Genomic DNA, 23,157 nt, shown 5'->3' on the forward strand with positions numbered 1-23,157 from the left:
TCGTCCTCTTAATGTTGATGCCGGGCACGCGGCCGATTGCTTGTCCGACAGGCCCGGTGCCGGCCTGCCTCTGTTCGAATTCAGGGGTCGCCGCGATCGATCGAGCCGGCCGCTGCGATCAGCACGATCCAGCCGACAAGTAGCCCCGCCGATCCGATGCATCCGGCTGCAAACTGGACGGGTCCGCGATAATAGGGCGCAAGATAGAGCGAGCCACAAAGAAGGAACGAGCCGATCAGGAAGAACCCCGGGGCGAACCGCGCCTTGCGCGCGCCGAGGTTCATGAAGGTTGCGCAGCCGAAACAGGTCATGGAATGGATGAACTGGATTTGCGCGGCGAGCCGGAAATACCGCGTTTCGAGATCGTTGCCGCTCAGATTGCCCCAGATCCAGATGATCATCGCGAGGCAGCCGCTGACGGCGGCGCACCGCATCCAGAGGCGCCGCGTCCAAAGCCCCTCGGCTCCCGGCAAAGGTGCCGGCTTAGTCGCCATAGTCCGGCATCGCTCCCAGTGCTTCTGCCACAGCGGGCCGTGCTTGCACCGCGCGTGCCACCGCGTGCAGCCGCGGCGTCGGCTCGATGAGGTTACGGACCTGCGGACGGCGGGACCATTGCGCGAAGACGAGAGCATAGGCGTCACAGAGCGAGAAACCGCTCTCAAGCACGCTCGCCTCTCCGGCAATTTCGCGCTCCAGCCGACCCAGCACGCTGTCGAGCATCTGGACCCCGGTGCTGCGCACATCCGCTTGCGCATGCATTGTGGTCGCCAGCCGGTCCGGCCGCAAAACCGGCCTGAAAGCGATGTGGACGCTACTCGCAAGCAGCGTCAAGAACGACAGAGCCTGAACCCGCTCCTCCGAACCGGAAGGCGGAAGAAGGTGCCGGGCAGGAACGCGATCCGCGACATGGAAGAGAATGGCGACTGTTTCGGTCAGCACGGTGCCGCTTCCCAGCACCAGCGCCGGCACGCGTCCCCACGGATTGATCCGCGCGATCTCGTCCCGGTTGTTCGCGTCGACCGTGCGGACCTCATATTCAAGGCCGCTTTCCGCGAGCGCGACAAGCGATGCCAACGAGCACGACCCAGGCGTGTGATAGAGGATCACAACGAGCGCCGTTCAGCAGCGGCCAGGCCGGACGGCCGTGCAGGCCCGATCATGTCCATGTCCATTCGCAACTCCAGCGGTCCGATCAATTTGTAAAAATCAACGATAGTCCCGCGATGACATCTGACGGCCGCCGGTGTCTTTGCGCTTGCGGCGCAATCGTTGCGCAGCGGCGGCACGGGGGTCGGTCGCGGGTTGGCGGCGTCTCCGGAGGCTGACAAGACGGCCGCAGGCTGGCGCGGCTCTCCCCGCGGAACCGCCCCTTCGAACTCTCAACTGTAAGGAGCAGAAATGTCGTACATGGAAAATAAGGTCGTCCTCATCACCGGCGGCGGTAACGGGATCGGCCGCGCCGCCGCCGAGGTGTTCGCTCGCGAAGGCGCCAACGTTCTGATAACGGGCCGACGGGCGGCGGCACTCGAGGAAGTGACCGCATCCAATCCCGCCATACAGGGCTTTGTGGCCGATGCGGCCGACTCGGCGTCCGCGGGCGCCGCTGTCGAGCACGCCGTCAAATTGTGGGGCCGCCTCGATGTCGTGGTGAACAATGTGGGCGACGGCAGCGTCGGGCCGATGGAACTGGTAGACGCCGACCGGATCGCCGCCATTTTCAAAGTCAATGTGGTCTATCCGAGCATGGTGTGCGCAGCGGCGCTCCCCCACCTCGAGGCGAGCGAAGGCCTGATCGTCAACATGTCGAGCACCTACGGCAGCAAGGCCGGCGCCCCGCTGTCCTATTATGCCGCAAGCAAGGCCGCGGTCGAGCATCTCACACGCTGCTGGGCGCTCGAATTCGCGCCGAAGAAAATCCGGGTTAATGCAATCGCCTCGGGTCCTGTCGAGACGACGTTTATGCAAAGCAGATGGGTCTCCCCGACGATGTGATCGAGGCCATCAAGGAACATGAGCGCGGGGCTATCCCGCTCGGGCGCCGCGGCGTGCCGGCCGATGTCGGCGAGTGGATCGCAGCGCTCGCCCGTCCTCAACTCGGATGGATGACGGGTCAGATCATCGCGGTCGACGGGGGTCTGCAGATCACGTGAGGTCTTACCGCGTCCTGCACATTGTTGCGCGTCGCTCCCGGAGCGACCCGGCCTCGGCCGGGCCGCTCTGCCGAGGCGAAGGCAATTGCTCACGTCGAGGCCCGGGAGCCGATGAAGGAAGCGTATCGCTCGACCGGCATCTTCGCGTTTGTTCGCGCTGTCGAGGCCGGCTCGTTCAGCGCCGCGGCCCGATACAGCGGGACGACACCGTCGGCCGTTTCGAAGGTCATCGATCGGCTCGAGCGGCAGCTGCAAACCAAATTATTCCATCGTACCACCCGAACGCTCTCGCTGACGGCAGAGGGCGCGGCATATTATGAGCGCGTGGCGCCGCTGCTCCGCGCGCTCGAGGACGCTGGCGAGATTTTCGAAGACGAGAGTGAAACGAGGGGGACGCTCCGCATCAGTTTGCCCGTCGCGATCGCGCCTTTGCTGGTCAATGCGCTGACCGCCGAGTTCATCGTGCGCCACCCGGCGATTTCCTTAGGGATCTCGGTCACCGACCGGCACGTCGACTTGGCGCGCGATGGTTCGACTTCATGCTCGCACTGGGCGAAACGAGGAAAGAAGGCGCCACCACCTGCCTCTCCGTAAATCTTCCCGTCGCGCTCGCCGCCGCCCCCACCTATCTCGCCCGGCAGGGCCATCCCCGTTCGCCAGCGGAATTGGGCGGCGCGGCACATATCCGCCACCTCGATGCCGACGGCCCGCGGCCCATCCTGTTTGCAAACGGATCCATGCTCACCCCCGCCGGGATATTCGACACCGATTCGATTGAGGCCATGCGCATCGGCGCGGTCAAGGGTCTTGGCATCGCATCTATCCCTCGGATCCTCATAGAAGAGGATCTGCATAGCGGACGCCTCGTCGAGATCGTGCCCCACGCGCCGCTCGCGCCCGTCGCGCTGCACATGTCACATTGCTTCGGCCGCTTTCCGCCACGTCGTGCCAGCCTGTTTGCCAAATTCGTCCAAAGCCTGCTGATGCCTCGCACCGCTTCAGCCTGACGCGGATACGCCGCGCCGACCTCCCGCAGCGCCGCGTTCGCTGCATCGCACCGCGCCGCCCTGCCACGCCGCCACGCTGCCCAACTGTGCTGCCGCGCTGCGACGCTGCCCTCCCGCGGTGCCAGCACAGGCGGCCGAAAGCAGAGAGGCGGCGGGCACTGCGGTCTGCGCAAGCGCCGCCGTTCCGCGATCAGCGCTCGAAGATCGCCGCGAGCCCCTGCCCGCCGCCGATGCACATCGTCTCGAGCCCATAACGAACATCGCGGCGGCGCATCTCGTTGAGCATCGTCGCAGCGATGCGCACGCCCGTCACACCGATCGGATGACCGAGCGAAATGCCGGAGCCATTGACGTTCAGAATGTCGAGCCGGCTGTCGCCTTCGCTCCAGCCCCACTCCTTGAGGACGGCGAGAACCTGGGGCGCGAAGGCCTCGTTGAGTTCGATCAGTCCGACGTCGCGCCAGTCGAGCCCCGTCCGGGCGAACAGCCTTTCGACCGCGGGAACCGGACCGATCCCCATCCGCGATGGATCGCAGCCTGCGGCCGCCCAGCCCACGAACCAACCCGACGGTTGCAACCCCAGCTCGGCGAGCCGGTCTTCTGCCACCAAGAGGCATGCGGCTGCGCCGTCATTCTGCTGGCTCGCGTTGCCCACAGTGACAACGCCGCCTTCGAGCGGGCGGAGTGCCGCGAGGCTCTCGATCGAGGCGTCGGCGCGATATCCCTCATCATGGTCGAAGACGATTGGGTCGCCACGCTTTTGCGTAATCGATATCGGGATGACTTCATCGTCGAACCGCCCCTCGCGCCATGCCGCCGCGGCGCGCTGGTGCGACCGCACGGCATAGGCGTCAGACTGCTCGCGCGTAATTCCGAAATCGCGCGCCACATTCTCAGCGGTTTCGATCATTCCCGAGATGACGCCATAGCGCTCGATCGGCTGCGACATGAGCCGAGCCCGCGTCAAACGGTCGTGCATTTCGATGCTGCCGAACCGCGCGCCCTTGCGAACAGCCGTGGAATAATATTCGACGTTCGACATGCTTTCCGCGCCGCCCGCGACCACCACGTCCGCCGCGCCCGTCTGCACCATCATTGCGGCCTCGATGATCGCCTGCAGTCCCGAACCGCATCGGCGGTCGAGCTGGAAGCCCGGCACCGTTTGAGGGAAACCCGCCGCGAGCCAGGACCAGCGCCCGATGCTCGGCGCTTCCCCGCTCGCATAGCCCTGCCCGAAAACGACATCGTCGACCCGTTCGGGGTCGACGCCGCTGCGCTCGACAAGGGCCCTGAGGATCAAAGCTCCAAGCTCACCGGCGGTCAACGCCGACAGCCCGCCGCCGAATTTACCGACAGCTGTCCGGACGGGACACACGATCGCGACGCGACGCAATTTCAAAGCACTTCTCCTGATTTCGATAAGGACTAAATCGCCCGTTCGAGCTGCGCTGCAGCCGCTCGCAATTCGGGCAGGTAGTTTTGAACGAGATGGTCGCGGCTATGGGCAGCCGAGAATGTCGCGACATTCAGCGCGGCGACCACAGCACCGGTTCGGCTTCGAACCGGAACCGCGAGCGAACGGAGGCCAGGCTCGAGCTCGGCCTCAACAAGGCTCCAGCGCTGTTCGCCGACCGCACCGATTTCATCGCGCAAGGCGGACGCATCGACGATCGTCCGGTCCGTACGGCGTTCGAGCACCGCCTGCTCAAGCCACGTCTCGCGCTCCACGGCGTCCGCTGCCGCGAGCAAAACGCGGCCCATCGAGGTACAGTGGCTGGGAAGCGTGCTGCCGACCATCAGCGGCGCCGCGATGATCTGGTTCCGCTCGGCACGCGCAATATAGATGATCTGCCCAAGGTCGGACGGGTCGAGCGTTGCGATGGATATGGTTTCCTCGAGCCGGTCGCGCAAAGCGTTGGCGATGGCCTGGCTCGCGCTGGCCAGCGGCGAGGAGGAAAGATAGCCCGACGCGAGCGGCAGAAACCTGGGGGTCAGCGCATAGCGGCCGTTTTCTTCGCTCACATAGCCGAGGCACTGCAGCGTATGGAGACAGCGGCTGGCACTCGGGCGGTTCAGGCCGCTGAGCCGCGCCGCTTCGGCGGCGGAAAGCGACGCGTGCCGCTCGAAGGCGCGCAGTACGTCAAGGCCGCGGGCAAGCGACTGCATATAATTGGGATCGGCAATTCGCGTGTCGTCGCTCACGGGCATTGACCTTTATCAAAAGTACGATTATCAATAGATGAGTACGATAATCGTACACATAGGAGCTTTTATGACCGGGCGCAAGATATTTTCGGATGCCGATGCGGCGCTCGACGGCATCCTGTTCGACGGCATGACGATCATGTCGGGCGGTTTTGGTCTGTCGGGAAACCCCGAGCATTTGATCGAGGGATTGCGCCGCAAGGGCACAAAAGATCTGACGATCATCTCGAACAATTGCGGCGCCGACGGATTCGGGCTTTGGACGCTCCTCAACAACGGCCAGATCAGCAAGATGATCTCCTCCTATATCGGTGAGAACAAGCTGTTCGCAGACCTCTATCTCTCGGGTAAGCTCGAGCTCGAGCTTAATCCCCAAGGCACTTTGGCCGAGCGCATTCGCGCCGGCGGCGCAGGCATCCCCGCTTTTTATACGAAGACGGGCGTCGGCACGGTGGTCGCCGACGGAAAGCCGGTCGAGGAGTTCGACGGGGCACTCTATGTTCGCGAGACGTGGCTCCGATCGGACATCTCGATCGTCAAGGCCTGGAAGGCCGACCCCGAAGGCAATCTCGTCTATCGAAAGACTGCCCGAAACTTCAATCCGAACATGGCGACGGCAGGGAAGATCACGATCGCGGAAGTCGAGGAAATCGTGCCTGCCGGCAGCTTCGATCCGGACCATGTTCACACCCCCGGCATCTATGTGGACCGGATTATCGAGGGGCCGTCGTACGAGAAGCGCATCGAGTTTCTGACGACACGCCCGCGCGAGGAGGAACAAGCCTGATGCCCTGGACACGCGAAGAGATGGCGGCCCGCGCCGCACTCGAACTGAAAGACGGCTTTTATGTCAATCTCGGGATAGGAATCCCGACGCTCGTCGCCAATTTCGTGCCGTCCGATATCGAGGTTATCCTGCAGTCGGAAAATGGCATGCTCGGGATCGGGCCCTTCCCTTACGAGGGCGAAGCGGACCCCGACCTCATCAACGCCGGCAAACAGACGGTTACCGCACTGCCCTCCTCGAGCTTCTTCAGTTCGGCGGACAGCTTCGCGATGATCCGCGGTGGCCATATCGACTTGGCGATTCTGGGTGCCATGGAAGTCGCGGACAACGGCGATCTCGCGAACTGGACAGTGCCCGGCAAGATGATCAAGGGCATGGGCGGCGCGATGGACCTGGTCGCCGGGGTGAAGCGCGTCGTCGTGGTCATGAGCCATGCGGACAAGGCTGGGAACCCGAAAATCGTCGAGCGTTGCAGCCTGCCGCTGACCGGGACCGCGGTCGTCGACGCGATCGTCTCGGACCTCGGCCGCTTTCTACTCGATCGCGATAAGGGCCGCCTGATTGTTCAGGAAATTGCCGACGGTATCGATCTTGAGACCGTCCGGTCGAGGACGGCGATCCCCGTCGTCAGCGTGTAAGCCCCCCACAGCCCGCGGCCGAGCCGAGGCGCTCCTTCGGCTGCCTTTCCGCATCAGCCCGACGAGCATGCGCCAAGTGGCCAACCGGGCGTCTCGACATCGTATCGCGGCCGCATGACGGCCGCCCGCTCGCTTATTCGCCCCGGAGACGCAGGAGGGCGAGCGCTACGCTCCGATGCGGCGCGCCCCGCCTTCGCTTACCACCTCGGCCTTGCTGCTGGTGTTATCCCTAAATTCCCGGCAGCGAACGCTCGGCACCCCGGAAACAATGAAGTTTGTGCACGGCTCGGCATCCGCCACCATCACGCGGCCTCGCGAGAGACGAATTGTCCCATCACCGCGGGAAATTTGCACTGCGCGGAATTAGTTTATCCCGGTTGCATCAATTCCAGGTCGGAACTTCGCCAAACCCCGGTCTGTCGGCGATCGGTACGCCATGCGCGGGGGCGAGCATGTCCACGCTCGCGTGCTTGGCCCGAACCTGAGTGAAACCATCGATATCGCTGAGATCGATCGCTGCAACGCCGCGGACAAGCCGGACGAGCGCGAAGCCCTCGACAGGCGGCTCGCCGTCAAATTCGACCTGGACCCGGTAGCCGCCGGGACGCGGGCATATCTGGTCGTGGAGCACGAGCGCCGGCACGAGGCGTCCAGCCTCCCAGCGATGCTCAAGCGGACCTTGGACGCGGAACGGCCTTCCCAACAGCGCGCTGGCGCCCTCGACGTCTCCCGCGAGCAGAAGCGCCCTGATGCGAGTAGATGACGCAATTTCGCCATCGCTGATCATGAGCTCGACCGGGCTAGCTTCAATTCCGAAACGAGAACCGGCCTGTCCCAGGACCGAGACGTCGCCGCTGCGTCTCTTGCCGAAGCAGAAGTCCGCGCCGGTAACGACGCAGCTGATGCCAAGCTTGTCGCCGAGCCACTGCTCGACAAACGCGTCCGCCGGGAGTGCGGCGATCGCAGCGTCAAACGGGATTGCCACCGTGTCGTCGGCGCCGAACTCCCGGAAAAGCCGGTGCCGCTGGACAAGGCTCGAAAGGAGAAACGGCTCTGCCGCCGGATTGAAGTAGCGCACAGGATGCGGATCGAAGGTTGCCACCAGCAAGAGCCGACCCTCGCGGCGCGCAAGGGTCGACGCGTGGCTCACGACAGCCTGGTGGCCGACGTGAAAACCGTCGAAATTCCCAAGCGCCAAGACGGCGCCGCGCATCGATGGTGCGAGCGGGAATTGCGTCAGCATGTCAGTCCTTTGCCTTAACCGGACTCAAGCTGTTCGGCTTGGCTGCACTGTTGGTGGGCTTGAGCATGAAATCGTAGACGAGCTTGCGCCATTCTTCGTCGACCTGGCTGCCGTCCGGCGCGATGCCCGGCTCCTCGTGCGTCAGATCGGCGATGAGCGATTCCTTCACCCCGAACACGGTGTCGGCGTCGAGATAGGGGCTTTCGGACGAGAAGATATGGGTGGTCAGGCCTTCGAAGCCTTCCTTAGCGATCATGAAGTGAACATGCGCGGGACGATAGGGGTGCCGTTTCGTCGCCGCGAGCATCTCGCCCACCGGGCCGTCGTCCGGGATGGGATAGTCCGACGGAACGACGGACCAGAAGCTGAAGCGCCCTTCCTTGTCGGTCCGGAACCTCGCACGAAGCGCTGCATCGTCGCGGTCCGCCATTTGCACGTCGTAATAGCCATCGCCGTCGGACTGCCATACATCGACAAGGGCATCGGCCAGCGGCTCACCGGTGGGGGCGATGACCCTGCCCATGACATAGAGCGGCTGGCCCTCCATACCATTGGTGATATTCGCGCCCGATTTCATCTCCGGCGCATCGGCGACGAAGAAGGGCCCAAGTACGGTCGTCTCGGTCACGCCTTCGGGCATGCGGTGGTTGATCGAGTCGACGAGCATGCTGACGCCGAGGACATCCGACAGCAGAATATATTCCTGCCTCTTGTCGTCGCAGATTTGTCCCGTGCGGGTCAGATAATCGATCGCATAATCCCATTCCTCGATCGTAGGTTCGACCTCCTTTACATAGGCGTGCAGGTGCCGGGTGAGGCTCGACAAGAGTTGCTGAAGCCGTGGGTCGGGGGTCGACTGAAAGCTTTTTACGACCGCTTCGGTGATCGTGTGTTCGTCGAAATCTCGCATCTTTCAATCCTTATTCACTGAGGGGCCGGTTGCCCGCGAAGGCGCGGGAGAGCAGTTTTTCAATTCCTGCCGAGGTGATTTCGCGGGGGTTGCGGTAGGCATTCTCGGTCGCAAGCCGCGCAGCCTCGGCGATGCCATCGAAGGGCATGCCGAGGGCCTCGAGCGACTGCGGGGCCCCCAGTTTTCGCTGAAGGTCGAACAGCCCTTGCGGAGCGTCGGCTACGCTGGCTGCGGCCGCGATGCGGCGCATGGCGTCCGGCACCGCCGACGAATTATAGGCGAGAGTATGCGGCAGCAGGACGGTGTGCATCTCCGCGTGCGGGAGGTCGAACGCTCCTCCGAGCGTGTGGCAAAGTTTATGATGCAGACCCATGTCGGTCGCACCGAGACACATGCCGCACGCCCAAGCGCCGTAGAGCGCGTCCGATCGCGCCGAAGCATCGACCGGCTGCCTCCGTAGAAGAGGCAGCGCGCGGCACATTGCTGTAATTCCCTGTTCGGCGAGGCCGTCGATCAGGGGATTGCCATTGGGTGCATACAGAGCTTCCGCGGCATGGGCGATCGCATTGAATCCGGATGTGATCGACAGTTCGACGGGGAGGGTCAGCGTGAGGTCGATGTCGTAGAGAACGATCTCCGGCAATATTCGGGGAGAACGTTGCGTCGTTTTTCGTCCCTCGACGGTCTCGCCGAGGATCGGGGTCGCCTCGGATCCGGCGTAGGTCGTGGGTATCACGATTTGCGGCAGGTCGGTCCTAAGAGCAATCGCCTTGCCGAGCCCGGTCGTCGATCCGCCTCCGATCGCGACGAGACAGTCGGCCTCGATCGCGTCGCATAGGCAACCGCGCGGTCCGACACTTCGACGGGCGTATGCATCGCCGCGTGCGCGAAGGTTCCCGCGGTGCGGTGCGGTACCTGAGCCTGGAGGGCGAGAGCCGTCTCGGCCTGGCCGGCCGTGGAGAGGATGAGCGCGCGCGTCCAGCCATTTTCTTCGAGGATTTCGCCGAGCCGTCCAAGGGTCCCCGATCCGAAGATGTAGCGAGCGGGGTGCATCATATAATCAAAGGGACGCATGGCGGCCTCCTCACTTCGCTGCTGCGAGAAAACAGAAGAAAGAAGACCCGGACCGAAGGCGCGCAAGGAAATCGGTCCGGGTCAGGCGGGAGAGCCTGGTCGGCGAGGCCCCGGGGGCGTCACGCCCCCGGGGCCTCGCCTTACTCCGCCGCTTCGGTTTCCCGGTCTTCGCCGATATAACCGTCGCGCACGTCTTGAGCTCGGGCATAGTCCGGCTGGAACCGGACGCTCGCATAATGCGATGCCTGTTCGGCCTCTTTGGCGCGCTTGCCCAGGTCGGCGGTGTCGCCGAAGCCGAGGACTTCGCGGGCAAGTTCAGTGAGCGGGCCGTCGACCTGATATTCGGTCCGCTGAACGGTGAGCATGTTCACAAGATACAACGGGGTTCCGTTGAACTTTTCGAACATCTCGTGGCGGGTGCCCCACTGAGTCAGGAAGCGCTCGCTGATTTGACGGAAGATCTTGATGCGATCATGGGCGCTGATCTCGGAGCCGCGCAGTGCCTCGGCGAGCTTCGGACCGATATAAGGATCGTCCAGTTCGCGCTTGGTGGGCTGGATCACCGCGCCGCGACCGCAGAAGTCGATCAGCGTGTTCACCATCTTGTGCTGGTTTTCGAGATAATGGGCACGACCGAAGTCGATGTAGATGTTGTTCGGCTTGAATAGCCCGCCCGGGGTTGCGAAGCCCGTTTCCTCAGCTGCGATCATGAAGGCGCGGCAGGTCTCGCGGAAGCGGATGAGTTCGGCAAGCTGCGTCTGGACGATCGGGTTGGTGCTGGTGCCGAGCGCCTGCGTGAGCAGAAGCCCGAGACCGACCATCAGTTCGGCGTGGACGCAGTGGCGGATCTGGGTTTCGAGATGCACCCAGTCGAACTGGCGCTGAGGATACCATTTTGCATGATCGGGATTGCCGACATGCTGGACCTGGCCCCAGGGAATGAACACATCGTCGAAATAGGCCATCGCATCGAGTTCGTCGCCGATCGTGGCGAGCGGCCGGTCATAAGGATCGGCGTCGGGCTCAGCATTGGACTTGCGCGCGACGACGGTCACGCCGGGAGTGGCGATCGGAACGAGCGCGTAGATCGTCTGATCGGGCGTCTGCCCAGGGCGCCACAGATTGCCGACCAGAATATGGTTCGCGAAGGGGACGGCGGTACCGATTGCCTTCCATCCGCGTACAACGATACCGTCTTCGCGTTCTTCTGTGATGCTGAGCATCGGCGTTTCCGCCATCGCGTCGGTGCGTCCGCGGTCATATTGCACGTCGAGGAACATGGGGGTGATCGCCCAGTCGTTCGTCGTCACTTCTTCCCACTGCCGCTGGATGTTGCCCGACAGGTCGCGCTCGCCGTTTTTGAAGCGTGAATTCTTCGCCCAGGGTTCCTGGTCGTCGACCTGGGTGATCATCACCACGTTCATGCCGGCAGGCGGACGCGTGAAGATGCCGCCTTTGAAGTGCCGACACAGGAATTCGGTATATTTCCGGCGCTTGATCACGTCTTCTTTCGACTTCGGGATGAACCAGTGCATGGACTGGCGGTTGCCCTTGTCGTCGATGAACGTGCAGATCTCTTCATTCTCGGGCTTGAGGTGAAGGTCATAATATTCTGCGATGGCGTTCGCGTAACCCTTGGTCATCGGGTGCGTCGTGACGTCCTCGATGATCTCGCCGCCGACATAGACCTTTCGTCCGTCCCGGAGAGATTCCAGATATTGTTTGCCAGTTCTCATTTCAAATATCCTCTCTAATTGCGTCAACTTGACGTTTGAAGGTTGCAGCATCCCAATAGTCTTCGCTGCGACGGATCAGCTTGCCGCTAAAGTGCAAGATGAGAGCTCCCTGGAGGTGGATCTTTTGGCCATGGGCCTTCACGCCGAACATGTCGGTGGTGAGGGTGGCCTCGAGCAAATAGGTCAGCGCCGAGGCGGTCCTGCCGTCGATCAGCTTTCGAGGCGTCCAATGCGCGTCGGGAAACCAGCCGAAGAAGGTGCTGAGCCCGGCGGCAATGGCGGCTGCGCCGACCTTGCTCTTGTTCGGGGCCATGTCTTCGTGCGTTCCGTCTGCGGTGTAGAGCGACGCGACCGTCTCGACATCGTGGCGGTTGTACGCGTCCAGCAGCGCGCCCGTGGTTCCGGTCAGGTTCACGAGCCTGCCCCTTCGAACGCCGGCTCGATGTCGACGCCCTGAAGATAGCGGCCTTGGCCATACAATAGCGGCTCGAGCGTTGGCGACGCGATCGTCGCTTCGATCGCGCCGATGACGATCAGGTGCGTTCCGCTCGTGGTGATCGTCGCGGCCCGGCACTCGAAGCTCGCGATCGACTCCCGCAGCACCGGCATGATGACGCCGCCGGGAAGCGCCGTGCGCTCGAGAAACGCTTCGTCGATGAATTTCGGGGCGTTGCCGCGGGAGCAAAGCTGCGACACAGCGATCTGCCGTTCGCTGAGGAGGTTGACGCAAAAGCGCCGGTCGCGTTGGATATGTTCAGCGGTGACCGTCGCTTCGTTGACGCAGACCAGCAAGGTTGGCGGCTTCATACACACTGGTGCGAAGGCGCTGACGGTCATGCCCCAAGGGCGACCCTCATGATATGTCGTGATGATCGTAACGCCGGTGACGGCGCGGCGCATCGCTTCACGAAAGCCGTCGACATCGGGATCGATGCTGACTGGGTCAGACGCCCCGCTAAGGGGCAATTGTGCTTTTGAAATGTCTTTTGACATGTAGCAATCCTCTCGGCCCATCGCGCCTCGGGAAGCGGCCCAACTGTTGTAAGGGCCCGTCTCGGGGAGCGGCTTGGAGCTCTTTCTCGACGGTCTGTCTTTCCGTCATAGGGCGGGATTATGCCTCCGATATCCATCGGTCTAATCGATATAAGATATATTAGATATTGATTTGATGGATGCTTAAAACTAGGTTCTACGCTTGAATCGATGCGACGGGATCATGGTTCTCCATCGAGAATTTTCCCGAGGTTTGAGCGAACGCAATTGAAAAGAGACGCAAAATGAATCTTCGCAACATCGACCTCAACTTGCTTGTCGTCCTTGAGGCATTGCTGAGCGAACGCAGCGTGAGCCGCGCCGGTGAACAGATCGGATTGACCCAACCGGCAATGAGCGCGGCGCTGGGGAGGCTGAGATTGATGTTCGATGACCCGCTCTTGATTCGGGTCGGGCGGGGTCTGGAGTTGACGCGTAAGGCCGAGGCTCTGGCCTTACCTTTGCGGGAGGCGCTGGCGGCGGTCGAACATACGCTTGCTCAGAACCGCGGCTTCGACCCCTCGCAAGATGCCATGACATTTTCGATTGCCGCGTCGGACTATGCGGTGCTGGTTTTGCTTTCGCCATTCGTGCGGGCGCTTTCGGTGGAAGCGCCCAACGTGACCGTCCACCTGCTGCCACGCTCCAAGGCATCGAAAGAAATGCTCACCACCAATCGCGCAGATATTGTCATTGAGCCCGAAGGTTTGTTCGGTGAAGGCGATTTCCCGTCACAGCATTTGATTTCGGATCGCTGGCTTTGCGCCGTCGATTCCGCAAGTCCGCATGCCTCGCAGGAGAAGATCTCGAAGCGCGAGTTCCTCGATTTGCCGCATGCCGTATATGGTCTCGGAGCAGATCGGCAGCTGAGTCTCGCCGATCGCCATCTAGCGAAGCTTGGAGTTACGCGGCGGATCGAAGTCACCGTCGAAAGCTTTCTGCTCGTACCGTTCCTGATTCAAGGGACGCGGCTTACCACCCTGGTCCTCGAGCGGGCTGCCAAACTGCTCGCTGGTCATGCAGCGATCAGTACAGTTCAGCCCCCCTACCCGCTGCCGGATATTAAAGAGATGATGTACTGGCACAACCGCAACGACGCGGACCCAGGCCATCGCTGGCTGCGCGAGCGACTTATCGCGATTGCGGCGGAACTCGATCCGTAGCGCGTGTCGAGTTGAGTGGAAGCGGCCGAAGCCCGCTACTGGAGTAAAGCCGCCTCTGCGGCGCGCCCCAATGTCCGCCCATCGCGAGACAGAACGAACGGACCATAGAATGCCGCCCAGATACCGCTCGGACCTCATACCGGACGCGGTATCATGGGTGCTCACCGGACGGGAGCGGATCGCCTGCCGACGGCGGCGGGCTCGCACGAAGTTCTTCACCAACAGAAGCCTCGGAATTAACGGACGTCCCGGTTTCGCGAACCGTTTCCGTAGCAGGGATCGCAGCGACATCGTTGCTCCTCCCCTTCAGCGCGTCGATTTCGCGCTGGCGCTTTTCGAGACAGAGGGTGCGCGTCTCGACATAGGGATCGAGGCTTTCTTCTTGCAGGCGCGTGATTTCTGCGTCGCCTTCGATGCGATCGTTAAGCTGCTTGATGACCGTTGTCGGAACCGCATAGGCGGGACGGTTGAAAGGCGCGCCGACAGTGGTCGGCAGGACGAGCAGAGCGATGCCGTTGCCGGCCATGTCTCGCAGCGTCGTCGGCCCGACTAGCGGGAGGTAAAAATAGGGGCCGGGCTCCACGCCGTAAAAGCCCAATGTGTTGGCAAATCCGTTGCGCCGGTACGGCAGGTTGAAAGGCTTCGTCTTCGCGACATCGACCAGTCCGCCAACGCCGAAGGTCGTGTTGACGACAAAACGCCCGAGCGTCTCGGCGGCCTTGCCGATCTTGAACTGTAACAGGAAGTTCAAGAAATTGACGGGCTCGCTGATATTCCGCAGCGCATTGCCAAGCCCGTCGCGAACCGGTTCCGGCAAGACGCGCTGATAGCCTGTGGCAACCGGCGCCACGAGCGCTTTGTCGACCGACTGGATCACGCGATAGGATTTGATGTTGGCCTCTTGCAGCGGATCGCCCGGCGGCGGCGCCTCGCGTGCCGTCACCACAATCTCGTCGGGCGCGGGGGCCAAGTCCGAGGGCGCAACGTCAGACGGCGCCACGTTCGAGGGCACCACGTCCGAAGGCGGCCCGCCGTTCGACATTTCGAGCGCATCCGGTGAGACAGAAGGAACCTCGATGATCATCGGCACACGGCGGGCGGCGTCGGATCGGCCTCGCCTCGCGGTTCAGACAATGCGAAATGTACGGGCGAAGCGCCGGCAAGAGTATCTGACGATCCGGACAGCAAAAGGAGCGCGGCGAGGGCTGAGACGCTCATATTGCGCTTGGTCCCGTTATGGAGACATTCTTCGGCATCAACGGCATCTTTCAAACTCCACCTTCGGGGCTCGACCCGAATAAAAATCAGGGACGCGGTTCCCAGCGCTCCCTCGCCCGCTCCGGTGAACCGGGCAGATTTCGCACGTCCCACCCGCCGAACCGAAATGCGGGGCAATGTTGCCGCCCGCTCGTTTCGCGACCTGTCGCTGCCAATTCCTGGTTCAGATCGTCGACATTCGTCGCGGTTCGTCGCCAATGACGGGCCCGCTCCATTATAGTAAGACGAAAGCGCGCGGCCACTCGACTAGGGACTTGGTCTCGAGCCGCGATAGCGGCGATCGAACATGGCAAGATAGCTCAAGGTTCATGTCAATATTTGCCGGCGGACTATCCAGCGGCCGGGGACGAAAGTCGTTCAAGCCGCAGCAACGCGGCCCCTATGAAGGATCGACGCAGCCTGGCCGACACCGGCCGAAGGTGGCAAGACCATTCCGTACAGCGCGCGATTGCCGGTTTCATCGCGCGAGATCGCCGGTTTCAGCGCCATCAACTTGCCGATCCCCTCTCCCATCGGCATGCTCCTTGAGGAAAAGCGAAAATCGCACCGCAGGAAAGGGAAAAGGATGCCGACGAATATGCCCCCCAGAGCCGACTCCGCGGCGCGTGACCGTCATCAGACGCTCGATCTCATCGGGCTGCGCGCACACGCAACGACCGTTGGCCTTATTCAGCTATGCGAGGAGCTGCTGAATTCTGGCGTTCTGGGCGTGGAGGGGCTCGACCGCATCAAAGATGCCATTTTCACGGAGCTCACAGTCGGGAAGCGGGAACGCGTTGCCCGGCAGTCCAATTTCGACGAGACGTTGCGTGGCCGGATTGACGCAGCTTTTCCCTCCATTCCAGGCGACCGGACGCGCGACCATGTAGGGTCGATCGATGATTTCGACGACGCATTGCGAGGATATCACGGAGCATGACAACAGCCAGCGCCGGCCGGCGGCCCGCTTTTGCCGCGAAAGCTCAGATTGCGCTCCTGGAACCCCTACTCCTTATCGCCCGCATTTCGGGACCGACTCTTATTCGCAGCCCACATCATCTCCATCACGATCGAGATGGCGGGCATAGCCCGGGTCACCGCGCCTTACCGGTGCGGCCCCGGCCGCGCGCGCCGCGGAGCAATTTGCAAAATAGGACCCCGCCCCGGACAAACGTTGCTGGCGTTGCGGGCGTTCGGCGGGGGGCGCGCTGACCCCCGGCGGCCGATGGCAATGCCGGCCACCGTTTTTGCGGTCGTTGTGACATCCATCGGCTGCAAGGCCACCAGGGTGCGCTGCGGCGGTGAGCGGCAAAAGAGCCGCGATCATGAGTGCCGTAGCGCGCATGGACCGTCCCCGTCAGATCGCGCAATCTTTGCGCGTCGCCGCGACGGTATCGAAGGCCTGTCCCCGCGCCGAGGCGCCTTCGAACAGATCGACGCGGACCGTAGCGCCAGCTTTGAGAAGGGCGGGGTTCGTTTCACAAATCTTCCGGATGATCTGCCGGCGGCCGTTTTCGGTTACGACCGCGCCCTCCTGGTCGACCAGCGCCGTCATGACGAGACTTTTGCCGTCGGCGCGAACCTTCGAAACGGTGGTCTTTTCCATAAATGCCATCGGGGCCTTGAAGCTCTGTGCCGCGCTCGCCAATTCTGCGTCGAGCGCGACAGGGACAGCCTGCGGCGACCATTCGGCTTCCGTCGCAGACGCCGGAGAACCCGGTGCACCAGCTGCTGCGGCATCGGCAGCACCGACCACCATTCCAGCATCCGGCGTCTGCGGCGTCACGGCTGCAAGGTTGGTGTAGACCGGAGCCGGCGTCCCAGGCTTTACGAGGCGAAAGGAAAAGGGATAACGCTCGCCGTTCCAGTCGAGATTGATCGTCACTATCTTGGGAAGCTTCTTGTCCATGATTTTCGCAAGCACGATCTTGCCGCCGTAACTCCGGTCCGGGTCGACGGTCGAAAGCTGCACCACCGTGTCAGCGAGGTCGCGGCGCGTCTGATCGAGACGCTGCTGGACATTGTAGATGGCGTAGCCGGTGCCGGCAGTAATGGCCGCGGCCTGTATCTGGCCGATCGCACTCGGCGCGCTATAATAGCCATGGAAGGATCCGCGCGGCGTGTAGAAACTGCTGCGATATGTGTCTCGCTGGCTGGCGGCGCCGGCGGCCGCAAGGCCGCCGAGCGCGGCGATGCCGATCTGCGTCCACATCGCGCGGTTCTTTGCCTTTTTCTCCAGATCGTGCCTTGAAAATACAGCCAGGCTTTGCTCGCCAGCCTGGACGGAAAAGTTTGTGATATCGATGTTGGCAGGCAACTGCCCTGCGTTGTAGACGCCGACGAAGAAGGCCAAGCTCCCGTGATCGACCGGCATTGGCTGAATTTGTACCGATCCCTGCCGGTTGAACAGTTCGACCGTCGCGACGCCCTGATCGTAGCGCAAGGTTTCACTACCAACCTGCACAGGCTGAATGAGAAACTTCTCTTTCGCCTTCACATCTTGTGCTGCACCGCTCGACAATCCAAGCGTCACTACTGCAAATACAAGCCGTTTCATTGTTCGCCCCCGACAAAATGTCGGGCGCTGATATTCTCAAGTCGTTAGCAGGAACTTAAATCGAATCTCCGTTCCACCGGACAATTGATCCGATTTGGTGCAAACCGCAGTCGATCGACGGCTCGATATTTTCGGGATCCACCGCCTACGCCCTAGAAATTGTGCTCGCCAGTCTGGTTTGCGGGAAGGAACAGGCGCCGCAGCTGACCAAAGGACCGAAACGGTCAGCCGGACGCACAGAGCCCACAGCAGCAACCTGGCGACTTGGCCAGCCCCGCCTCCCCCTCGCCCGCGTCACCAACCGGTCGCAGAACCAGCCGACACGCGAGTCCTCGCTGCCCATACCTATCCTAAGGGAATATCCGTTTAGCCTCGGCGATCGGTAGCGACGATGATCGGGCGATACTACAGTTTCCGGATCATCTTGGAGATTTCGGATGCTGGGTAGAATTTCAATTTGTCTAACGCATACAGCCGGTTGGATAGCACCGCCCGCCGCCGCCGCGCGACTGCTTGCGGGCCGGTATATCGTCGTTGGCACCCGCGGCGCGCTCGCAAACTGATGGTCGTCTCGACGCTCGCAGCTTGGCCCGAAAAGCTTTCCGCCGATTTGATCATTCGCGCAACATGCCGGTGGAGCCGGGCGCAATGCCGGGGTCTTACATGCATACCCCTGCTCCACCGGCTCTTCACGCCGCTCGGCCTGACAATGATCGCACCCAGCTTTGCAAGTCTTTTGACGATGTTCGAAGCGGCGGCCGGCCGGCCGATCGAAATCGGTGCGCGCGATCGGCCGTCGCAAGACCAGCTCGCGATCTGCGCTATTCTGACGACCGCTAACGCTCCGGCGGTGCCATTCTTGCCCGACATGCTGGAACCGTCTCATCCCCTTTCGAGCACGATCGACTGCGCGGTCGCGTCAATTCGGCTCCTTGTTCACCTGTCCGCAATACCCTTCGAACCGATTGCCTTGTAAAGCTCGTGCCCGCGGTGCGGCGGCCTGAGCTCGTCCGAGACCCGCCGCCGCCGCCGCCGGTGCGGGCCAGCGCGGCCGGCATTTATGCCAGACCTATGTCCTTGCCGATCAGCTGTGCCGTCAACGGTTTCTGCCGGGCGCGCCGAGATAATCTGGCCGAAGCTGACCGGCGCCGAGGCGCACGCCAACGGGCGGTTACTGCGCCAAAGGGGCGGTTACTGCGATAACAATGCGGCCGGAACGCTACAGGGCAAGGTCACGCGAAACTCGGCGCCCCCCTCGGGACGGTTGGCCGCCACGATCGAGCCGCCGTGGGCGCGACGATCGAATGACAGATAGCAAGGCCGATCCCGAGGCCATTTTCTTTCGTGGTGAAAAAGCCATGAAATATCTGGGCAAGATTCTCCGCTGGAATGCCCGAGCCGCTATCGCGGAGCGAAAAATATACCGAATTATCCTCTTCGATCCCTGTCGCGAGCAGAATTTTGCGGTTTGCGACCTCCTGGCTCTCCACAGCCTGAAACGCGTTTATGAGCAAGTTCACTATCACCTGTTGCAACTGCACCCGGTCACCCGTCACCGGTTCAAGACCGCGTGTGTAAGAGGCGGTGACACGGATCGAGCGGGAATCCACTTCGTGGCGCACGAACAACAAGCTCTCCTGCACGACCTCGTTGAGATTGAGTGCGACCTGTTCGGGCTGCTGCTTGGCCGCCATTCCGCGAATCCGGCGCACGATATCGTCGGCACGCTGGGCGCTGCCGGCAATGCGTTCGGTCAACTGGCGAACTTTCGCGAAGTCGGGCACGGGCCGGGCCAGCCAGCGCAGACTGGTTTCGGCGTTCGTCATGATGGCCGCGAGAGGCTGATTCACTTCATGCGCTATCGAACTTGTAAGTTCCCCGAGCATCGAGATACGTGCGGCGTGGCTGAAATCGGCCTCGAGTTGGCGCAGTTGCGCCTCCATGCGGAGCCGGTCGGTCATATCTTCAAGGCTGAAGATCGTCGTATCGAGCTCGTGCGACGGTTCGGGGTATGTCACGGAGAACCGCACATCGAGGACGCGGCCGTCGAGTGTGCGAATTTTCATGAATTCGCTGTAATTCTTGCGGCCGCTGAATCGCCCGATCATGACCCGGCGAAGCGAATCCGGACTTTCCTCGAACAGATAGCCGAGCGGCTGGATTAAATCCTGCACGCTCGCCCCCCCCATCATCTGGACGGCGCTTCGATTGACGTCGGTCACAGGCACGGTCGCCGCAGCGAATTCGACGAGATTAGGATGGTCTTCGAGATATCGCTCGAAGTCGGCGACGCCCTTCGACTTAAGGTCCGCGTAAAGCTTGCCCATGCCGCTCGCATCCACCTGCCAGAGCGCGATCGGCATAAAATGCATCAGCTTGCGGTACCGCGCTTCGCTTGCCATCAGAAAGGGGTAGGTTCGGTCGTCGTCGGCAGTACCGTTCATGGTCGCGAAAATATGATCGGCCTGCTCGCCGCTGCCGGATCTCCAGACGCTAAGGACGGGATCGCGCAATATCCCGTCGGAGGCCAGCTGGCGCGTCGAGGCTCGGTCTCTTTCGGCATGGTTCGCCGCCGCGACGATCATTTCGGCAAGGGCCTTACGGTTTCCCGCGGGCCAGAAATCGGCGACAGGTTGCCCGATCATCCGGCCGCGCCCTCGGTTTCCCCCGACAAGTCGCATGGCCCGGTCATTGACATCGATGATCCGCGCCTCGCGCAAAAGGTCATGATACCAACCGCCGACAACGTCCGGCAGTGCTGTTCTTCCTTCTCTGGAAATTATCTCGATCAACGGATTACAGGCCGAGATGTCGATCTGCCAGCTCGCTGCCATGCCGGGATCGTCGCCGACCGCGTCTGTACCCGCTGCACTTAGCCCGAGCGATCCGCGACCCACTTCTGCAATATCCCGAACGGACCCGTCGTCTTGGAACCGCACAAATCGGCGCACACTCGCCTCGACATTTTCGCCGCGCGGATTGCGGCGCTGATCGTTCCTTGCCAACTCCCCTCCTGCAGAAGCTGGCGCCATGCGGGATCTTCGTCGGCTGCAAGCGACAAATCCGATATCGACCGGCCGACGACCGCGATGGCCGGCCAGCCAAACAAGGATTCGGCCGCCGGATTCCAATAATGGATCTGCCCAGTCGGACCGAAAACAATGATGCTGTCGGTGGAAATATCCGCGAGACGCGTTTCCTCGGCGGACATCGCATCTACCGGCTGTACGACCGTCATGGCTTAAAATCCGAGTGTGGGAGCTGCGTATGGATTGCGGAGGCCAGCGCCGCAAGAAGCCGCTCGTCGGTCACCGGCTTCGTCAGCCAGGCGTGCGCACCCAGGGCAGCCGAACGGGCATGCGCTCTCTCATCGACAATCGAGGTCAGGATCACGGTCGGCAAGCTCTGGCCGGTGTCATGCAGGAGTTCGATGAGCTCGATACCGGTCATGCCGGGCATTCGTATGTCGGTGATCAGGCAATCGAAGCGGCGCGCTGGATATTCGGAAAGGAAGGACGCTGCGCCGTCATAGGCGAGACTAGCGAATCCGGAGACTGCCAAGAGATCGGACAGCGCATCGCGAATGCCTTCGTCATCGTCGACGATCGCGATAACGGGAAATTGAGACACGCGGCGGGTCCTTTCTCAAACGACCGGGACGGCCGCGAACCTCCATGTCGCGCCGCGTAAGTCTTTATAACCATACTGAAGATTAGGCTGATGCACTTTCGCGCAAGACGACGGGCAGTTTCTCCCATGCCCGGATCAGTTCACCCACAGACACCGCGTTCATCTTTTTCATTGCGTTGGAACGGTGGAGCTTGACCGTGATCTCGGCGATGCCCAGATCATATGCGATCTGCTTGTTGAGCCGTCCGCTTGCCACCGCCCGCATGACTTGTGTCTCGCGCGGCGTCAGCGTGGAAAAATTTTCGGCATGCCGAGCGACGATCCGCCCATCCTGTCGAACCGCCGCATCGCGCTCGATCCCTTTTACTACCGCGTCCAGCAAGGTCTGATCGCGAACCGGCTTGGTAAGAAAGTCGACCGCTCCGGCCTTCATCGCTTGCACCGACATCGGGATATCGCCGTGGCCGGTGAGGAAGACGATCGGTTTGACTATGCCGGCCGAGGCCAGATATCGCTGCAAATCCAGCCCGCTCGAGCCGGGCATGCGCACGTCCAGGATCAGACAGCACGAGCGATCGAGCAAAGGAGATTCGATCAGTTCGCGCGTCGAGCCATAGCAGGCCGCCTCGATGCCAACCGATAGCATCAACTCCCCTATAGCGGTGCGGACCGCCTCGTCGTCGTCGACGATCAGGACTAGGGGCGCGGTTTCTTCGGGTAGCATACTGATCATGATGAAGACCTTTCGATGGCGCCAAAACCGCATATCCGCTTCGCGGTGATCCGCCGACCGCTTCCAAGAGGTCGTCCGGCGGCACGCGCTTCTGGCTGCCTAGTCCGGCTCGCTGTGCGCTTCGAACACCGGCAACATTTCCGTTCGATCAGACCTAGCTCGGCTGGCGCAAGTCCCCGGTCTCGGGCCGCGCATGCTCCGGACTGCGTAGATGCGACGCGCGTCACGCTCAATCCGAACAGGCAAATCATGGCTGAGGCCCCGATTTCGCGGCGTTCGGCGAGACAGGGATCCGGCCCTGCCTCGCCTCTCGGCCGCCTAGAAGTGATAGGCGACACCGAACAGAGCCTGATGGCGCTCGAACTTGGTTCCGCCGCTGCCAAGATCGCTGTAGCGATATTCGAGACGTGCCGTCACATTGTTGAGGATCGCGCGTTCGACGCCGCCGCCGATCGTCCAGCCGTCAAAACTGTCCTTGTCGCGCCGGGTTCCCGCAGCGTCGGTGAGGCGCACCGAGGCCCGGACATTCTCGTAGCCGCCGCGCGCGTACAACAGGGTGTTGTCGCTTACGAGATAGCCTGCGCGAACGCCCAGATCGAACGCATATTCGGGATTGATGCTGGCGATACTGTCGCGGCCGACGCGCGCGACACGATCTCCGAAGCCGAGGTTGAAACCGCCCTCGACGGAGAGGACGATCTTGTCCGCGGGCTTGTAGTTATAGCCTGCGAACACCCCGGCGCTGCCGGCATCGTGCGTGCGATCGATGATGGCGGAGCCTATGTCGGTCTTTGCAGTTCCGACGTCGTTTTCGTTCCAACCGGCCTGGGCACCGAGATACGGGCCTTGGAATGGCTCTGCCGCGGCGGGGGTGGCAACTGCAGCGGCAGCAGCGGCCAGCGAGAGCGAGATGGGGAGAAAATAGCGGTTCATGAGACTTGCCTTTCTTGGGTGTCTTTTCTTGTGCCTGGGGAGATCGTGGCGGCTCCTGTCTTCGCTCCCGATTTCGGCGAGCGAAGGTGCAGCGCTGCTACG

At 62.2% G+C, this 23,157-nt stretch carries 28 protein-coding genes; 9 read left to right on the plus strand and 19 right to left on the minus strand.

The annotated features are described in order from the left end of the window. Positions 1 to 80: 80 nt before the first annotated feature. Both ADT71_RS32095 and ADT71_RS12350 read right to left on the minus strand, forming a co-directional pair. Positions 81 to 401, minus strand: coding sequence for a DUF423 domain-containing protein (locus tag ADT71_RS32095; RefSeq protein ID WP_165913326.1), 321 nt, complete (start codon positions 399 to 401; stop codon positions 81 to 83). A gap of 82 nt (positions 402 to 483) precedes the next feature. Beyond that, positions 484 to 1,107, minus strand: coding sequence for a glutathione S-transferase N-terminal domain-containing protein (locus ADT71_RS12350; protein ID WP_082370315.1), 624 nt, complete (start codon positions 1,105 to 1,107; stop codon positions 484 to 486). Positions 1,108 to 1,398: 291 nt separating this feature from the next. Here ADT71_RS12350 and ADT71_RS12355 point away from each other — a divergent pair, with 291 nt between their 5' ends. The 4 genes from ADT71_RS12355 to ADT71_RS12365 all read left to right on the plus strand — a co-directional run bounded on the left by ADT71_RS12355 (position 1,399) and on the right by ADT71_RS12365 (position 3,157). After that, complete coding sequence (locus ADT71_RS12355; protein ID WP_255351636.1) at positions 1,399 to 1,992, plus strand: SDR family NAD(P)-dependent oxidoreductase; 594 nt, start codon at positions 1,399 to 1,401, stop codon at positions 1,990 to 1,992. Continuing rightward, entirely contained in the window at positions 1,971 to 2,150 is a 180-nt protein-coding gene (locus ADT71_RS34985; RefSeq protein ID WP_197283000.1) for an SDR family oxidoreductase, read from the plus strand. Before ADT71_RS12355 ends, ADT71_RS34985 begins: the two co-directional genes overlap by 22 nt. 111 nt (positions 2,151 to 2,261) lie before the next feature. Continuing rightward, entirely contained in the window at positions 2,262 to 2,744 is a 483-nt protein-coding gene (locus ADT71_RS12360; RefSeq protein WP_054437248.1) for a LysR family transcriptional regulator, read from the plus strand. Beyond that, positions 2,690 to 3,157 carry a LysR substrate-binding domain-containing protein gene (locus tag ADT71_RS12365; RefSeq protein WP_054437249.1) on the plus strand — a complete coding sequence of 156 codons (468 nt, stop codon included), beginning with the start codon at positions 2,690 to 2,692 and terminating at the stop codon, positions 3,155 to 3,157. Before ADT71_RS12360 ends, ADT71_RS12365 begins: the two co-directional genes overlap by 55 nt. A 190-nt stretch (positions 3,158 to 3,347) precedes the next feature. Here ADT71_RS12365 and ADT71_RS12370 read toward each other — a convergent pair whose 3' ends face one another. Continuing rightward, a complete protein-coding gene (locus tag ADT71_RS12370) occupies positions 3,348 to 4,556 on the minus strand; it encodes an acetyl-CoA C-acetyltransferase (RefSeq protein ID WP_054437250.1) in 1,209 nt (402 codons plus the stop codon). Positions 4,557 to 4,582: 26 nt separating this feature from the next. Further along, positions 4,583 to 5,365 (minus strand): IclR family transcriptional regulator C-terminal domain-containing protein, encoded by a 783-nt coding sequence (locus tag ADT71_RS12375; RefSeq protein ID WP_197283001.1) that lies wholly within the window; start codon positions 5,363 to 5,365, stop codon positions 4,583 to 4,585. 64 nt (positions 5,366 to 5,429) lie between these two features. Between ADT71_RS12375 and ADT71_RS12380 the strand changes: the two genes are divergently transcribed. Next, entirely contained in the window at positions 5,430 to 6,149 is a 720-nt protein-coding gene (locus ADT71_RS12380; protein WP_082370316.1) for a CoA transferase subunit A, read from the plus strand. Then, on the plus strand, positions 6,149 to 6,787 hold the full coding sequence (locus tag ADT71_RS12385) for a 3-oxoacid CoA-transferase subunit B (RefSeq protein WP_054437251.1): 639 nt from the start codon (positions 6,149 to 6,151) through the stop codon (positions 6,785 to 6,787). Before ADT71_RS12380 ends, ADT71_RS12385 begins: the two co-directional genes overlap by 1 nt. 382 nt (positions 6,788 to 7,169) lie before the next feature. Here ADT71_RS12385 and ADT71_RS12390 read toward each other — a convergent pair whose 3' ends face one another. The 7 genes from ADT71_RS12390 to ADT71_RS12415 form a co-directional block, all read right to left on the minus strand. Further along, positions 7,170 to 8,030 (minus strand): hypothetical protein, encoded by an 861-nt coding sequence (locus tag ADT71_RS12390; RefSeq protein WP_054437252.1) that lies wholly within the window; start codon positions 8,028 to 8,030, stop codon positions 7,170 to 7,172. Between the two features lies 1 nt (position 8,031). Then, the gene (locus ADT71_RS12395; protein ID WP_054437253.1) at positions 8,032 to 8,940 is read right to left on the minus strand and encodes an intradiol ring-cleavage dioxygenase; all 909 of its coding nucleotides are present in this window, start codon (positions 8,938 to 8,940) and stop codon (positions 8,032 to 8,034) included. Between the two features lie 10 nt (positions 8,941 to 8,950). Continuing rightward, on the minus strand, positions 8,951 to 9,766 hold the full coding sequence (locus ADT71_RS12400; RefSeq protein WP_369818241.1) for a maleylacetate reductase: 816 nt from the start codon (positions 9,764 to 9,766) through the stop codon (positions 8,951 to 8,953). Then, positions 9,673 to 10,080: a hypothetical protein gene (locus ADT71_RS35680; RefSeq protein WP_369818240.1), complete on the minus strand. Its 408-nt coding sequence runs from the start codon at positions 10,078 to 10,080 to the stop codon at positions 9,673 to 9,675. Before ADT71_RS35680 ends, ADT71_RS12400 begins: the two co-directional genes overlap by 94 nt. Before the next feature lie 74 nt (positions 10,081 to 10,154). Further along, entirely contained in the window at positions 10,155 to 11,750 is a 1,596-nt protein-coding gene (locus ADT71_RS12405; RefSeq protein WP_054437254.1) for a 4-hydroxyphenylacetate 3-hydroxylase family protein, read from the minus strand. A 1-nt stretch (position 11,751) separates the two neighbouring features. Further along, positions 11,752 to 12,165: a nuclear transport factor 2 family protein gene (locus ADT71_RS12410; RefSeq protein WP_054437255.1), complete on the minus strand. Its 414-nt coding sequence runs from the start codon at positions 12,163 to 12,165 to the stop codon at positions 11,752 to 11,754. Continuing rightward, positions 12,162 to 12,743 carry a flavin reductase family protein gene (locus ADT71_RS12415; protein WP_165913325.1) on the minus strand — a complete coding sequence of 194 codons (582 nt, stop codon included), beginning with the start codon at positions 12,741 to 12,743 and terminating at the stop codon, positions 12,162 to 12,164. Before ADT71_RS12415 ends, ADT71_RS12410 begins: the two co-directional genes overlap by 4 nt. Before the next feature lie 284 nt (positions 12,744 to 13,027). Between ADT71_RS12415 and ADT71_RS12420 the strand changes: the two genes are divergently transcribed. Next, entirely contained in the window at positions 13,028 to 13,945 is a 918-nt protein-coding gene (locus ADT71_RS12420; RefSeq protein ID WP_054437257.1) for a LysR family transcriptional regulator, read from the plus strand. Between the two features lie 151 nt (positions 13,946 to 14,096). Here the strand turns inward: ADT71_RS12420 and ADT71_RS12425 are convergent, their stop codons facing one another. Continuing rightward, positions 14,097 to 15,029, minus strand: coding sequence for a VacJ family lipoprotein (locus ADT71_RS12425; RefSeq protein ID WP_054437258.1), 933 nt, complete (start codon positions 15,027 to 15,029; stop codon positions 14,097 to 14,099). Positions 15,030 to 15,671: 642 nt separating this feature from the next. On the opposite strand from ADT71_RS12425, the gene ADT71_RS12430 reads away from it, so the two are divergent. Next, positions 15,672 to 16,142, plus strand: a complete 471-nt coding sequence (locus ADT71_RS12430; RefSeq protein ID WP_132469799.1) for a hypothetical protein — start codon at positions 15,672 to 15,674, stop codon at positions 16,140 to 16,142. Positions 16,143 to 16,241: 99 nt separating this feature from the next. Here ADT71_RS12430 and ADT71_RS30305 read toward each other — a convergent pair whose 3' ends face one another. Together ADT71_RS30305 and ADT71_RS12435 are read right to left on the minus strand one after the other, a co-directional pair. After that, positions 16,242 to 16,547, minus strand: a complete 306-nt coding sequence (locus ADT71_RS30305; protein WP_132469798.1) for an excalibur calcium-binding domain-containing protein — start codon at positions 16,545 to 16,547, stop codon at positions 16,242 to 16,244. Positions 16,548 to 16,559: 12 nt separating this feature from the next. Next, positions 16,560 to 17,759: a hypothetical protein gene (locus ADT71_RS12435; protein WP_132469797.1), complete on the minus strand. Its 1,200-nt coding sequence runs from the start codon at positions 17,757 to 17,759 to the stop codon at positions 16,560 to 16,562. A 562-nt stretch (positions 17,760 to 18,321) separates the two neighbouring features. Here ADT71_RS12435 and ADT71_RS12440 point away from each other — a divergent pair. After that, a complete protein-coding gene (locus ADT71_RS12440; RefSeq protein ID WP_054437262.1) occupies positions 18,322 to 18,735 on the plus strand; it encodes a hypothetical protein in 414 nt (137 codons plus the stop codon). A gap of 256 nt (positions 18,736 to 18,991) precedes the next feature. Here ADT71_RS12440 and ADT71_RS12445 read toward each other — a convergent pair whose 3' ends face one another. The 5 genes from ADT71_RS12445 to ADT71_RS12460 form a co-directional block, all read right to left on the minus strand. Continuing rightward, positions 18,992 to 20,593 (minus strand): ATP-binding protein, encoded by a 1,602-nt coding sequence (locus ADT71_RS12445; RefSeq protein ID WP_231635843.1) that lies wholly within the window; start codon positions 20,591 to 20,593, stop codon positions 18,992 to 18,994. A 38-nt stretch (positions 20,594 to 20,631) separates the two neighbouring features. Continuing rightward, complete coding sequence (locus ADT71_RS33595) at positions 20,632 to 20,997, minus strand: PAS domain-containing protein (RefSeq protein ID WP_156336576.1); 366 nt, start codon at positions 20,995 to 20,997, stop codon at positions 20,632 to 20,634. After that, positions 20,994 to 21,389, minus strand: a complete 396-nt coding sequence (locus ADT71_RS12450) for a response regulator transcription factor (RefSeq protein WP_054437264.1) — start codon at positions 21,387 to 21,389, stop codon at positions 20,994 to 20,996. Before ADT71_RS12450 ends, ADT71_RS33595 begins: the two co-directional genes overlap by 4 nt. 82 nt (positions 21,390 to 21,471) lie before the next feature. Continuing rightward, entirely contained in the window at positions 21,472 to 22,122 is a 651-nt protein-coding gene (locus tag ADT71_RS12455) for a response regulator transcription factor (RefSeq protein WP_054437305.1), read from the minus strand. Between the two features lie 318 nt (positions 22,123 to 22,440). Next, positions 22,441 to 23,055, minus strand: a complete 615-nt coding sequence (locus ADT71_RS12460; RefSeq protein ID WP_082370320.1) for an outer membrane protein — start codon at positions 23,053 to 23,055, stop codon at positions 22,441 to 22,443. Positions 23,056 to 23,157: the final 102 nt, after the last annotated feature.

The sequence above is a fragment of the Novosphingobium sp. ST904 genome (genome assembly GCF_001298105.1).
Taxonomy (GTDB): domain Bacteria; phylum Pseudomonadota; class Alphaproteobacteria; order Sphingomonadales; family Sphingomonadaceae; genus Novosphingobium.

What these genes read in the sequence shown, in the direction of transcription:
- ADT71_RS32095 (WP_165913326.1), bottom strand. Translation starts at nt 401, where the DNA reads ATGATCATCTGGATCTGGGGCAATCTGAGCGGCAACGATCTCGAAACG.
- ADT71_RS12355 (WP_255351636.1), top strand. Translation starts at nt 1,399, where the DNA reads ATGTCGTACATGGAAAATAAGGTCGTCCTCATCACCGGCGGCGGTAAC.
- ADT71_RS34985 (WP_197283000.1), top strand. Translation starts at nt 1,971, where the DNA reads ATGGGTCTCCCCGACGATGTGATCGAGGCCATCAAGGAACATGAGCGC.
- ADT71_RS12360 (WP_054437248.1), top strand. Translation starts at nt 2,262, where the DNA reads ATGAAGGAAGCGTATCGCTCGACCGGCATCTTCGCGTTTGTTCGCGCT.
- ADT71_RS12365 (WP_054437249.1), top strand. Translation starts at nt 2,690, where the DNA reads ATGCTCGCACTGGGCGAAACGAGGAAAGAAGGCGCCACCACCTGCCTC.
- ADT71_RS12375 (WP_197283001.1), bottom strand. Translation starts at nt 5,365, where the DNA reads ATGCCCGTGAGCGACGACACGCGAATTGCCGATCCCAATTATATGCAG.
- ADT71_RS12380 (WP_082370316.1), top strand. Translation starts at nt 5,430, where the DNA reads ATGACCGGGCGCAAGATATTTTCGGATGCCGATGCGGCGCTCGACGGC.
- ADT71_RS12385 (WP_054437251.1), top strand. Translation starts at nt 6,149, where the DNA reads ATGCCCTGGACACGCGAAGAGATGGCGGCCCGCGCCGCACTCGAACTG.
- ADT71_RS12390 (WP_054437252.1), bottom strand. Translation starts at nt 8,030, where the DNA reads ATGCTGACGCAATTCCCGCTCGCACCATCGATGCGCGGCGCCGTCTTG.
- ADT71_RS12395 (WP_054437253.1), bottom strand. Translation starts at nt 8,940, where the DNA reads ATGCGAGATTTCGACGAACACACGATCACCGAAGCGGTCGTAAAAAGC.
- ADT71_RS12405 (WP_054437254.1), bottom strand. Translation starts at nt 11,750, where the DNA reads ATGAGAACTGGCAAACAATATCTGGAATCTCTCCGGGACGGACGAAAG.
- ADT71_RS12415 (WP_165913325.1), bottom strand. Translation starts at nt 12,743, where the DNA reads ATGTCAAAAGACATTTCAAAAGCACAATTGCCCCTTAGCGGGGCGTCT.
- ADT71_RS12420 (WP_054437257.1), top strand. Translation starts at nt 13,028, where the DNA reads ATGAATCTTCGCAACATCGACCTCAACTTGCTTGTCGTCCTTGAGGCA.
- ADT71_RS12425 (WP_054437258.1), bottom strand. Translation starts at nt 15,029, where the DNA reads ATGATCATCGAGGTTCCTTCTGTCTCACCGGATGCGCTCGAAATGTCG.
- ADT71_RS30305 (WP_132469798.1), bottom strand. Translation starts at nt 16,547, where the DNA reads ATGCGCGCTACGGCACTCATGATCGCGGCTCTTTTGCCGCTCACCGCC.
- ADT71_RS12435 (WP_132469797.1), bottom strand. Translation starts at nt 17,759, where the DNA reads ATGAAACGGCTTGTATTTGCAGTAGTGACGCTTGGATTGTCGAGCGGT.
- ADT71_RS12440 (WP_054437262.1), top strand. Translation starts at nt 18,322, where the DNA reads ATGGTCGTCTCGACGCTCGCAGCTTGGCCCGAAAAGCTTTCCGCCGAT.
- ADT71_RS12445 (WP_231635843.1), bottom strand. Translation starts at nt 20,593, where the DNA reads ATGGCAGCGAGCTGGCAGATCGACATCTCGGCCTGTAATCCGTTGATC.
- ADT71_RS33595 (WP_156336576.1), bottom strand. Translation starts at nt 20,997, where the DNA reads ATGACGGTCGTACAGCCGGTAGATGCGATGTCCGCCGAGGAAACGCGT.
- ADT71_RS12455 (WP_054437305.1), bottom strand. Translation starts at nt 22,122, where the DNA reads ATGATCAGTATGCTACCCGAAGAAACCGCGCCCCTAGTCCTGATCGTC.
- ADT71_RS12460 (WP_082370320.1), bottom strand. Translation starts at nt 23,055, where the DNA reads ATGAACCGCTATTTTCTCCCCATCTCGCTCTCGCTGGCCGCTGCTGCC.